The organism is Acidovorax sp. BoFeN1 (assembly GCF_003345135.1).
Lineage (GTDB): Bacteria > Pseudomonadota > Gammaproteobacteria > Burkholderiales > Burkholderiaceae_C > Acidovorax > Acidovorax defluvii.
This window is the reverse complement of record NZ_QOZT01000104.1, coordinates 1-11641: the sequence shown is the minus strand read 5'-3', so window position 1 is coordinate 11641 and position 11641 is coordinate 1. Positions and strand designations below refer to the sequence as shown.

At 63.1% G+C, this 11641-nt stretch carries 7 protein-coding genes, 2 tRNA genes and 1 riboswitch; of the genes, 3 read left to right on the top strand and 6 right to left on the bottom strand.

Translation table 11 applies throughout. From position 1 onward, the window contains the following. Positions 1–315 precede the first annotated feature (315 nt). From nrdR to DTW89_RS17085, 3 genes are all read right to left on the bottom strand, one after another. A complete protein-coding gene (nrdR, locus tag DTW89_RS17095) occupies positions 316–765 on the bottom strand; it encodes a transcriptional regulator NrdR (protein WP_114656798.1) in 450 nt (149 codons plus the stop codon). A 17-nt stretch (positions 766–782) separates the two neighbouring features. Then, positions 783–2027, bottom strand: coding sequence for a serine hydroxymethyltransferase (gene glyA / locus DTW89_RS17090; protein WP_114656797.1), 1245 nt, complete (start codon positions 2025–2027; stop codon positions 783–785). A gap of 35 nt (positions 2028–2062) precedes the next feature. Then, positions 2063–2215, bottom strand: a riboswitch (ZMP/ZTP riboswitch). A 53-nt stretch (positions 2216–2268) separates the two neighbouring features. Then, positions 2269–3099: a lytic transglycosylase domain-containing protein gene (locus tag DTW89_RS17085; RefSeq protein WP_114656796.1), complete on the bottom strand. Its 831-nt coding sequence runs from the start codon at positions 3097–3099 to the stop codon at positions 2269–2271. Between the two features lie 965 nt (positions 3100–4064). On the opposite strand from DTW89_RS17085, the gene DTW89_RS17080 reads away from it, so the two are divergent. Further along, entirely contained in the window at positions 4065–6803 is a 2739-nt protein-coding gene (locus tag DTW89_RS17080) for a DUF349 domain-containing protein (protein WP_114656795.1), read from the top strand. 4 nt (positions 6804–6807) lie between these two features. Then, positions 6808–7254: a GNAT family acetyltransferase gene (locus DTW89_RS17075; protein ID WP_114656794.1), complete on the top strand. Its 447-nt coding sequence runs from the start codon at positions 6808–6810 to the stop codon at positions 7252–7254. A gap of 91 nt (positions 7255–7345) precedes the next feature. On the opposite strand, the gene DTW89_RS17070 is transcribed toward DTW89_RS17075, so the two are convergent. Both DTW89_RS17070 and DTW89_RS17065 read right to left on the bottom strand, forming a co-directional pair. Beyond that, a tRNA-Leu gene (locus tag DTW89_RS17070) sits at positions 7346–7430 on the bottom strand. Between the two features lie 190 nt (positions 7431–7620). Next, positions 7621–7705 (bottom strand) — tRNA-Leu (locus DTW89_RS17065). Between the two features lie 19 nt (positions 7706–7724). Here DTW89_RS17065 and rnr point away from each other — a divergent pair. Then, positions 7725–10049 carry a ribonuclease R gene (gene rnr / locus DTW89_RS17060; RefSeq protein ID WP_114656793.1) on the top strand — a complete coding sequence of 775 codons (2325 nt, stop codon included), beginning with the start codon at positions 7725–7727 and terminating at the stop codon, positions 10047–10049. A gap of 98 nt (positions 10050–10147) precedes the next feature. On the opposite strand, the gene DTW89_RS17055 is transcribed toward rnr, so the two are convergent. Then, positions 10148–11641: NAD(P)H-hydrate dehydratase (locus DTW89_RS17055; protein ID WP_114656792.1), on the bottom strand; the 1494-nt coding region annotated here is incomplete at its 5' end.

Below are 11641 nucleotides of genomic sequence, written 5' to 3'. Positions count from 1 at the left end.
CAGGCTCTCGGTGAAGGTGTCGGCTCCGCGCATGGATGGCTCGTCTGTCTGGTCAGTGGGGGGCTTGATTGTCGCGGCTGGGCGGCTGTCGCGGACTGTCGGTGGGGAGTATTTCAGCAGCCTGCTAGCGCTTATGTATCAAGCGCCAGTAGCTCTATTTTTGATAGTGAATGGTGGCGGGAGGCAGGTGGGCCGCATGGCCGCCGTGGGGCCTGCTGGCACTACCATAGGGCCATAATTCGCTATTTAACTAATAGCTGTATGCGCCTGATATATAAGCGCTTGAGGCTAAAAATGCTTCAAATCAGGGGCGGATTACTTGCCAACCTCATCGACCATTGCGCGGAAATCGTCGATGTCTTCGAAGCTCCGGTACACGCTGGCAAAGCGGATGTAAGCCACCTTATCGAGCTTCTTGAGCTCGCGCATGACGAGCTCGCCAATGTGGCTGGAAAGCACTTCACGTTGCCCCATGTTGAGCAGCTTCTCCTCGATGCGCTCAATGGAGCTGTCGATCTGGGTGGTGCTGACGGGCCGCTTGCGCAGAGCCAGATTGAACGACGCAAGCAGCTTGACGCGGTCGTATTCAATACGGCGGCCGTCTTTTTTGACCACCACCGGGAAGTTCACCTCGGGGCGCTCGTAGGTGGTAAAGCGCTTCTCGCAGGCGCTGCACCGGCGCCGCCGCCGAACAAAATCCCCCTCCTCAGACACCCGGGTTTCAACGACTTGCGTCTCTTGGTGGCTGCAGAAGGGGCACTTCATGGGGCAGTGCGCTGGGCTTAACCGTAAACAGGGAAACGGGCCGTCAACGCGTTGACCTTGGCACGCACGGCGGCGATGTTGGCCTCGTCGCGCGGGTTGTCCAGCACGTCGGCGATCAGGTGGGCCGTCATGCGCGCTTCTTCTTCCTTGAAACCGCGCGTGGTCATGGCGGGGGTGCCAATGCGCACGCCGCTGGTCACCATCGGCTTTTCAGGGTCGTTGGGGATGGCGTTCTTGTTGATGGTCATGTGGGCGGCGCCCAGCACGGCCTCGGCTTCCTTGCCGGTGATGCCCTTGGCGCGCAGGTCCACCAGCATCACGTGGCTTTGCGTGCCGCCGCTCACGATGCGCAGACCACGCTGGGTCAGCGTCTCGGCCACGACCTTGGCGTTCTTCACCACTTGTTCCTGATAGGCCTTGAACTCGGGCTGCAGCGCTTCCTTGAAAGCCACGGCCTTGGCCGCGATGACGTGCATCAGCGGGCCACCCTGCAGGCCGGGGAAGATGGCGCTGTTGATGGCCTTTTCGTGCTGGGCCTTCATCAGGATGATGCCGCCACGGGGGCCGCGCAGGCTCTTGTGGGTGGTGGAAGTGACCACGTCAGCGTGCGGCACGGGGTTGGGGTAGACGCCGGCGGCAATCAGCCCGGCGTAGTGGGCCATGTCCACCATGAAGATGGCGCCGATTTCCTTGGCTATTCTTGCAAAGCGCTCGAAATCGATGTGCAGGCTGTAGGCCGAGGCACCGGCAATGATGAGCTTGGGCTTGTGTTCCCGTGCCTTGGCTTCCATCGCGTCGTAGTCAATGGCTTCCTGGGCGTTGAGTCCATAGGAGATGACGTTGAACCACTTGCCGGACATGTTCAGTGGCATGCCGTGTGTCAGGTGGCCGCCTTCGGCCAGGCTCATGCCCATGATAGTGTCGCCGGGCTTGAGGAATGCCAGGAAAACGGCCTCGTTGGCGGATGCGCCGCAGTGGGGCTGCACGTTGGCGGCTTCGGCGCCGAAGATCTGCTTGACGCGGTCGATGGCAAGTTGCTCAGCCACGTCCACATGCTCGCAGCCACCGTAGTAGCGCTTGCCGGGGTAGCCTTCGGCGTATTTGTTGGTGAGTTGCGTGCCCTGAGCCCACATCACTGCGGGGGAGGCGTAGTTCTCGCTGGCGATGAGCTCAATGTGATGCTCTTGCCGGGCGTTTTCAGCCTGGATGGCGGCAAACAGCTCGGGATCGGTTTGTTCGACAAGAATATTGCGGTTGTACATGATTGGCAGTCCTATGAACTTGTGTCCCTTGAAACAAGGGCTGCCCAGGCGAACGGCGGAACGCAGAAGGCCCTGAGCCTTTGCGGCACGCTCCCTAGTGGTTCACAAGAGGCATGCCCTTGCCGGTTTCCACGTCAGCGGCGGCACCTTGTGGGGAGCCGCGCCTATCGCCAGTCGCGTACGCCTCTAGTGTAGCTGACCGGCGCCTCATCACTCGATGGGATGCCCGTTTTCAAAGACCTTAAAGCAGCGCGAGCTTGTCGCCTGCGGCTTCGGGGGCATCGGCGGGCGCGACAACCGGTACGGTGCGGGCCGGGGCCTGGGTCGACAGGGTGGCGGGCGGGTTCAGGGGAGTGGATCGTCCACCAGCGACCTGGCGCAGCCGGAAATGCTCGGCCAGCACCTTGGCGGTGTATCCGCCGTCATCGGGCAGATTGGCCGCGCCCACGTAATAGCGCAGCCCGCCTTCCACCGAACCAGCCCGGGCTATGCATTCCTGAAGCACCTTCACACCGACGCGCAGGTTGGTAACCGGATCGAACGCTGCAAAGTGACCGCCAAAATTTTCGTACTTGTCGGTGTGAACCCGCGTCATCACTTGCATCAGGCCCTGGGCACCCACGGAGCTCTGGGCGAAGGGGTTGAAGCTGGATTCGATGGCCATGATGGCCAGGATCAGGGTCGGATCGATCTTGGTGCGTGCGCCGGTTTCATAAGCTTCAGCCACCAGTGCGCTCAGGGGTTCTGGCGCAACGCGGTATTTCTTGCTCAGCCAGTAAGCCACCGCAGCCTGCTCTTTTGGCAGGTCCTTGGGGTTGCTGGCAGTGGCGCGTTCGATGGCCCCCAGCTCTACTGGCATTTCCAGCAGGGCCACCTGACGGGACTGCAGCCAGTCCATCAGATGCGCCTCGCCCGCCTTGCGCAGGTCCGGGCGGGCCGTAAGGGTCAAAACAACAAAGGCAACGACCAGCCCGATGAGGGCAAAACTGTTGTGGGTGATTTCAAGGAAACCTTCGGTCACGTCGGCCACGAAGGTCCGTACGCCGGAGACTATTTTTCCTGACGCTGTCATAGCTCTTCCTTTCTGAAGCGACGCCTGCTTGCGATACCGTCGTCAACGACAGCATCGGCTCAGGGAGTCACCTGGATTGGTACGCCATCAATTCCGTGCTTCGTTCATGACTCGAGCGATGAATTGACTTAGCCGGGTTCGGCAGCGGGTTGGGGTTTTTACTAGCCCTGTTGGGGGCTGGCGGATTCTAGGAGGTCACTTAATGCCAAGTCAATACTAACAAAGTTATTCAAAATGCATAATTGTTATGATAAAGCTGTAAAAAACCTCAGTAAAACGCCTATTCTTGCAATTTCGGCTGGCTTGGGAGCGCTTGTTCTGTGACCCCTGTGTGTCAATTTCAATCGCGGTCTTGTGAGCCATTGAGAATGCAATTTGAGTTGGGCGAGTGAGTTTGGTAAGGTTACGTTGCCTGTCGATTTCAGGCATCGCCAGACAAAGCAAAGTCTCCCGCTGAAGGCATGCAGTGCCCAGGCGCAGTAGATGCAGCTTTTATGGCAAACCTTGGAGGCAATACCTTGTCTCCTCGCAATGTGGACTTTCAACTCCAGATTGCGAACCGATGGCAAAGACCGTTGCGTCAGCCGTCAAGCCCGGTGGGCAGGCCATGAGGTCTGTCCACCGGGCTTTCTTGTTGGTGCATCCATGCCGGGTGTTGTGTCTGTGTTTTGGCCGGTTGCGGGGGCCAGTTCGCCGGTTGCATATATATAGGGATAATGGGCGGGGTTCTCCATGGCTGGCCTCGTTGCGCCGGGAGAGTGGATTTCATCAACCGACCTGCCCGTGTCAGTCGATCTGACCAGCTTGCGCCAGATCATTTCTTGATGCTTGGCCCGACGCCATGGCGTGGTCTTTTGCTGGAACCCGGTGAAAATGGCACTCCCGCTCGCAAGCGCTCACGCATGTGGCCGCAGCGTCCAGCTTTCCCCCAAGTGGCTTGTCCGGTCCTCTCATTCATTGGATCCATGTTTCCTTTTTTTTCTCGCAGCAAAATGTCCGACGTACCTGAAGTGAATCCGGCCCCGGCCAAAACCCAAGAGTCGCATCCCCTGGATGCGCTGACTGGTGGCGCTTTCTCGGCCGCCACGTCAAGTGAGCGGGCTTCCCGCATCCGTGACTGGCTCGCCACCCAGCCGGCGCCCGAGCAACTGCAAGAGGTTTTCAAGGAACTGAGCGGGCGCGACAAGGGGGCTGCACGCGCGGTACGCGAACGGCTGGATGAAATCCGTCGCGCCAAGGGCCAGGAGGCCATTGCGGCCGAGTGGGCCGAAAAAGCCCAGGCATTGCTGGCGGCTCCCAAGCTCAACATTGCAGATGCCCTCGCGTGGCAGCGTGATGCGGCGAAGGCGGGCGCGCCCCTGTCGCGCGAACCCCTGTCGCTGCTCAAGGTGCAGGTGGCTGACCGGGTGAAGGTGATTGAAGACCTGCAGCACCGTGTCCAGGTGCAGCGTGAAGCTGCCGTGCTGCTGGCCCAGCGCATCGAGGTGCTTTCCACCAAATCGTGGAAGGACGCCCAAGCTGCGCTCGAGTTGCTGCGTGCCGACGTGGCGCGGTGGCAGGAGCAGGCCCAGGAACTGACGGGCGACGCCAGCTGGGTCAGCGTGGAGGCACGGTTCCCGCCGCTGCTGGAGGCCTCGCGCACCCAGTTGCTGGTGGTGTGGGATGCCTTCCAGCCCGCCGTGGCGCAAGCCGCTGCCGCTGCCGAAGACGCCGCAGCGCCGTTGCCACCTGTGCCAGTTTGGGCCGATGAGTTGCGTTCCGCGCGTGGTTTGCCGACCGAGGCAGCGGCCGCAGCCGCTGCAAAGCCGGCCCGCGCTGTCAAGCCCAAAGTGGCTCCGGAGGTCGTTGAAAAGGCCGCTCAGGTCGTCCGCGAGGCCCTCGTGACGCTGGAAAAGGAAACCGCTGAAGGCCATGGCAAAGCCAGCGCCGGTGCGGCGGCTGCTCTGCGGGCGGTGCTCAAGGTGCACGGCAAACACATCGACAATGCGCTGGAGCAGCAGGTGCATACCGCGCTGGTGGCCGCCGGTGAGCTCGAAGGGTGGCAGCGCTGGGGTGCCGATCAGGTGCGCGAAGACCTGGTAGCCAAGGCCGAAGCCTTGCTCAACCGGCCCGAAGGCCAGGCCTTGGGTGGCCGCAAGATGCAGGAATCTCTGCGCCAGTTGCGCGAGCAATGGAAGCAGTCGGACCAGGGCGGTGCGCCCAACCATGCACTGTGGAAAAAGTTTGATGAGGCATGCAACGCGGCGCACAAGGTGGTCGAAGCCTGGCTCGACAAGATCCGCACCGAAGCCGCCGAACACAAGGCCCAGCGGCTCGCTTTGATTGAAGAGGTCAAGGCCTGGGCTCAGGAGCATGCCGCCTCGGGCGACTGGAAGGCCATCAACCGGGCGCTGCACCAGTTTGGCGACCGTTGGCGTGAAGGCGGCCATGTTGGCGAAAAAATCTTTGCCGAACTGCAGCCGCTGTGGAAACAAGCCATTGCCGCTGCCGCCGCGCCGCTGGAGAACGCGCAAAAAGAGAGCCTGGCCCGTCGCCACGCCATGATTGATGAAGCGGTGGCACTGGGCGCTGCTCCCACGCTGCGCATTGATGCAGTGAAAGCCTTGCAACAGCGCTGGCAGGCCGAAGCCCAGACCGTGCCGCTGGACCGAAAGCATGAACAAAAGCTCTGGGATGCCTTCCGCAAGCCAATTGACGAGGCCTTCAATCGCAAGTCGGCTGACCGCGAAAAAGCCGTGACCGAACTGAGTGCGCGTGATCGGGCGGTGCTGGAGGCCTCCAAGGCGCTGGAAGCCGCCAATGCCAGTGGCGATGTGCAGCAGATTCGTACGGCCATGCAGGCACTGGAAGCCGCGCTGCACGGGCAGGCCCAGGCAGCACAGGCTGTGGCGTCGGCACAGAATAATGAGAAAAATCAGCCTCAAACGTCCAATCCAGAAGCGGTTGCAGCTCCTGAAAATGTAGCGTCTGATGCCCCCTCGGAAGGTTCCGAAGAAGCTCCTGCCCCCGCCGCTGTTGCGCCCAAGCCGGCTGCGCGTCCGGTGGTGGCGGTGCGTGGCGATGACCGCCCAGGCATGAAGAAAGATGCACCCGCAGCGCCAGGTCGCAGCGGGCGCCCTGGCGATCGCCGCGACGGGCGGGGTGATCGCGATGCAGGCCGTGGCCCGCGTGCGGACGGCCATTTTGGTGATCGCAATGACCGTGGTGGCCGCTTCGGTGATCGTCCCGCATACGAAGACCGTGGACCGCGCCTGGGTGACACGGCTTTCCGTGCCCAGCGGGACGCCATGGAGCATGCACAGTTCGCGCTCAAGAAGCTGGCGGCACAGGCCCACGGTGAGGCGCTGACGCAGCTGCTGACAGCGTGGGAAAAGCGCGACGCGGCGCTGGTGCCAGGTACGCAGGAACTGGGTGGTCGGGTAACTGCTGCCGTGCGGGGTGCATGGTCGCAGGCGCTTTCTGCTCCTGCAGCGGGCGACGCCGCTGAAGCCTTGCTGCGGCTGGAAATAGCGGCCGAGGCGCCGACCCCTGCAGAACACATCGCCGCCCGTCGCATGTTGCAACTGCAGTTGCTCACGCGCCGCAACGATCCTGCTCCCACCCAGACCTGGGGGCAAGATGCTGCGCGTGTGCTGGCCAGTGCCAGCGATCCTGCCAGTGCGCGCCGTCTGCAGAACGTACTGAAAACACTGCTGCGCAAGTGACCGCATGACCGCCGCATTGCAGATACGTCCCTTTGAAGCGGGGGATGAGGAGGCTGCGGTGGCTCTCTGGCGCGACTGCGGCCTGCTGCGCCCGTGGAATGATCCCCGCAAAGATATTGCGCGCAAGCAGGCCGTGCAGCCCGGGCTTTTTCTGGTGGCACTGGTCCAGGGGCGGGGTGGGGCAACTGAGTTCGTCGGAACCGCGATGGCCGGGTATGACGGCCATCGCGGCTCGGTGTATTACCTGGCTGTGGCGCCAGGGCGGCAGCGGCTTGCCATTGGCCGCGGCCTCATGGCGCGGGTGGAGCAGGAATTGCTGGCCATGGGTTGCCCCAAGATCAATGTGCTGGTGCGCACCACCAATGTGCAGGTGATGGCGTTCTATGAAAAGCTGGGTTATGCCAGGGACGATGCCTTCAGTCTTGGCAAGCGTCTGATACCCGACCTGTGAGTTCTTGCGCTGTGAATGGCAATGGGATGGCCACCGTTGCAGAACAGAAACGAAAAAACCCGTTGCAATTGCAACGGGTTTTTTGGTGTTTTGGTGCCCAGGAGAGGACTCGAACCTCCACGATGTTACTCGCTAGTACCTGAAACTAGTGCGTCTACCAATTCCGCCACCTGGGCATTTCAGGAAAGAATCAAATTATAGAGCATCTTTGTGAAGCGGCAGGCCTTGGCGCGAAGTTTTTTGTATTTCGTGTTGCGTCTCACCAGGCGATGTATGGAGCTGCATTTCGGCTGCGGAAAATAAAAAAGCCGCTGTGTATACAGCGGCTTGAATAGTTTGAAAACAGTCTTCGGTTCTCGTTAAACTTGGTGCCCAGGAGAGGACTCGAACCTCCACGATGTTACTCGCTAGTACCTGAAACTAGTGCGTCTACCAATTCCGCCACCTGGGCATTTCAGGAAAGTCTAAGATTGTATATCAAAAAAACCACCCCCGACGCACCCGCTGCGCATCTGTCCGACGAGATTGAAGGCAGCGTTCAGGGGCACCGTGATGGCCATGGATTTGTCATTCGCGACGATGGCCAAGGCGACATTTTCATCCCCCCCAATGAGATGCGCGCCGTGCTGCACAAAGACCGTGTGCGTGTGCGCATCGTGCGCCAGGACCGCCGCGGCCGTCCCGAGGGGCGCGTGGTGGAAATCATCGAGCGCCCGCCGCAGCCGCTGATCGGCCGATTGCTCCAGGAAAGCGGCGTCTGGCTGGTGGCTCCTGAAGACAAGCGTTATGGGCAGGATGTGCTGATTCCCAAGGGGGCCACCGGCGCGGCCAAGCCGGGGCAGGTGGTGGTGGTCGAGTTGACCGAGCCCCCCGCGCTGTTTGGTCAGCCCGTGGGGCGTATCACCGAGGTGCTTGGCGAGGTGGACGACCCGGGCATGGAGATTGAAATCGCGGTGCGCAAATATGGTGTGCCGCACGAGTTCTCTGCCGAATGCCTGGCGCAAGCGAAAGAGCTGCCCGAAAAGGTGCGCGCGCAGGACAAGAGGCACCGTGTGGACCTGACCGACGTGCCCCTGGTCACCATCGACGGCGAAGACGCCCGCGATTTCGACGACGCGGTCTATTGCGAGCCTGCCAAGGTGGGGCGCAGCAAGGGCTGGCGCCTGCTGGTGGCCATTGCCGATGTGAGCCACTATGTGGAGACCGGCAGCGCCATCGACATTGACGCTTACGACCGCGCCACCAGCGTTTACTTTCCGCGCCGCGTGATCCCCATGCTGCCCGAGAAGCTCAGCAACGGGCTCTGTTCTCTGAACCCCGAGGTGGAGCGCCTGTGCATGGTCTGCGACATGCTGGTGACTGCCAAGGGCGAGGTGCACGCGTACCAGTTCTACCCGGCCGTGATGTTCAGCCACGCACGCTTCACCTACACCGAGGTGGCGGCGATCCTGGCCAACACGCGCGGCCCCGAGGCCAGCAAGCGCAAGGACCGGGTCAAGGACCTGCTCAACCTGCACGACGTGTACCGCGCGCTGCTCATCGCACGCCAGGCGCGCGGCGCGGTAGATTTTGAAACCACCGAGACGCAGATCGTCTGCGACGAAAACGGCCGCATCGAAAAGATCGTGCCGCGCACCCGCAACGATGCGCACAAGCTCATTGAAGAAGCCATGCTGGCAGCCAATGTGTGCAGCGCCGATTTCATCGCGCAGGGCGGCCAGCCCGGCCTGTTCCGTGTGCACGAAGGCCCCACGCCCGAAAAACAGGAAATTCTGCGCGGCTACCTCAAGGCCATGGCGGTGGGCATGACGATTGGCGATAACCCCCATCCGTCAGAATTTCAGGCGATTGCCGAGGCCACCAAAGACCGGCCTGACGCGCAGCAGATCCACAACATGCTGCTGCGCTCCATGCAGCAGGCCATCTATACGCCGGTCAACAGTGGTCACTTCGGCCTGGCATTCGATGCCTATACGCACTTCACCAGCCCCATCCGGCGCTACCCCGACCTGCTGGTGCACCGTGTCATCAAGGCCATTCTGGGCAAGAGCAAATACAAGCTGCCCTCGCTGCCCACGCCAGGCGAAGCGCACGCCAAGCTGGCCAAGCGCCTGGCGGCCCGCGTGGCAGCGCCGGGCACCAAACCGCGCAAGGATGTGGTGCCGCCCAGCCGCGATACGCAGGCCTGGGAAGCCGCAGGCCTGCACTGCAGCGCCAACGAGCGCCGCGCCGACGAGGCCAGCCGCGATGTCGAGGCCTGGCTCAAGTGCAAATACATGCGCGAGCACCTGGGCGAAGAATATGGTGGCGTGGTCAGCGCGGCCACCAGTTTCGGCATCTTCGTGACGCTGGATGCGATGTATGTGGAAGGCCTGGTGCACATCACCGAACTGGGCGGCGAATACTTCAAGTTCGACGAGGCACGCCAGGAACTGCGCGGTGAACGCACGGGTATCCGGTATTCGATTGGCACCCGGGTGCGCGTGCAGGTCAGCCGCGTGGATCTGGATGGACGCAAGATCGACTTCCGCCTGATACGAGAGGGCGAGGAGCTGGTGGGCCGCGCGCTCAAGGACAAGGGCGTGGCGCCGGAGTCCGCCGGTCCACGCAAGGCGGGTGGGCGCTCGGGCGACCGCAAGCGTGCCCAGGCGCCTGAGCCGTCGGCGACCGAGCGTGCCTCAATGACCCGGGATCAGGCTGCGCGCTCCCCCGGCAAGGCAAAGGCATCTGCCAAGAAGACTGCCTCCAGCGGCACCACCGGCAAAAGCAAGAGCCGAAAGCCGCGCCGCAGTTGAACCCCAGATAGCCCACCGCGCTGCGGCGGTGTTTGAATTGCTATATTATTAATAGCTTCTAGCGCTTTACCAATAAGGGCTAGCGGCTATTTTCATGCTTAATTTTGGGTAATTTGGCGCGCCAGGGCACTGGCCGTCAGCTGGTGGCCTGCAGGCCAGCGATCGGCGGCAAGACCGTGCTGGTACACGGCTTGTGATGCCGCAGGCTGCGCTTCGGCGCCCGCTGCCAGGTGCGCGCCCACCATGCCCGCCAGCACGTCGCCTGTGCCAGCCGTGGCGAGCCGTGCGTTGCCGGTGGGGTTGACGGCTGGGGGGTATCCCGGTGCCGCGATCACGGTACCAGAGCCCTTGAGCACGGTCACGCAATCGAACTGCTCTGCCAGCTGCTGTGCCGCGTTCAACCGGTCGGCCTGCACCTCGGCGGCGGACATGCCCAGCAGCCGCGCCGCTTCGAGGGGGTGGGGTGTCAGCACCGTAGGCAGCCCCCGCGCGGCGCGAGACACTACCTCCGCGCGCAGCGCGGCATCGGTTGCCAAGGCGTTGAGCGCATCGGCGTCCAGCACCAGCCGGGCGGCCCGTGCCAGCACGGCGGGCAGCACTGCGCGCACGGCCTCGCCACCGCCACAGCCGCACACCACCGTGAGCTGTTCCAGCGCCAGTGCGTCAAAGCGGCGAAACATCAACTCGGGCTGCGCCATGTCGATGGCCATCTGGCCATCGTCGAGCAAGGCCACCAGCACCCGGCCCGCGCCGGCATGCAATGCGGCAGAGGCTGCGAGCAGCGCTGCGCCCGTCATGCCCAGCCCCCGCGCCGCCAAGCCTTCGCCGCCCACGATGGCCACATCACCGTAGCTGCCCTTGTGGCTGGCGTGGCTGCGCGGCGCGGGCAGGGCGGGGCCGGCCAGCCATGCGCTGGGGGGCTCTGGTTCGGGGGAGACGCCCAGATCATCCAGCCACACGCTGCCCGCTCCGTCTCGCCCCGCGGCGGTGAACAGGCCGGGTTTGAGCGTCAGCAGGCTGAGCGTGTGGCGTGGTTTTGGTTGCTGCCTGGATATCGGCCCTGTCGGCAAGGCAAAGCCTGCAGCGAACTGGCCCGTGTCCGCATCCAGGCCCGAGGGCAGATCGACGGCCAGCACAGGGGCCGGGCCGTTCTGCAGGGCCACCAGCACGCCCAGCAGCCGGAGGTCTGGCGCGCGCACTGGGGCGGCGGATGAGACGCCAATCCCCAGCAGGGCATCGATGCACAGGTCTGCGGCGGTCATATCGGAGGGCACCTCATCGGCCCAGGTCACTCCAGCGTCCAGTGCGCGTTGCCACGATTGGCGGGCATCGGGGGGTGCGTGCTCCGGGGTGCCGAGCCATGTCACCACCACCCGCCGTCCATCGCGCTGCAGGTGAATGGCTGCCTCCAGCCCGTCGCCACCGTTGTTGCCGGGGCCGCAGGCAATCCACACGGTGCGCGCATGGGGCGCCAGCGCCTGCGCCAGCCGGGCCACCGCCAGGCCGGCGCGCTGCATGAGGGTGTGCGGCGGCAGGGCTGCTGCGGCCTGCTGCTCCAGGCGCCGGGTGGCTGCCGTGTTGAACAGGGGGTG

Excerpts from the sequence above, each read along its gene's own strand:
- nrdR (WP_114656798.1), bottom strand. The coding sequence starts at position 765 with ATGAAGTGCCCCTTCTGCAGCCACCAAGAGACGCAAGTCGTTGAAACC.
- glyA (WP_114656797.1), bottom strand. The coding sequence starts at position 2,027 with ATGTACAACCGCAATATTCTTGTCGAACAAACCGATCCCGAGCTGTTT.
- DTW89_RS17085 (WP_114656796.1), bottom strand. The coding sequence starts at position 3,099 with ATGACAGCGTCAGGAAAAATAGTCTCCGGCGTACGGACCTTCGTGGCC.
- DTW89_RS17080 (WP_114656795.1), top strand. The coding sequence starts at position 4,065 with ATGTTTCCTTTTTTTTCTCGCAGCAAAATGTCCGACGTACCTGAAGTG.
- DTW89_RS17075 (WP_114656794.1), top strand. The coding sequence starts at position 6,808 with ATGACCGCCGCATTGCAGATACGTCCCTTTGAAGCGGGGGATGAGGAG.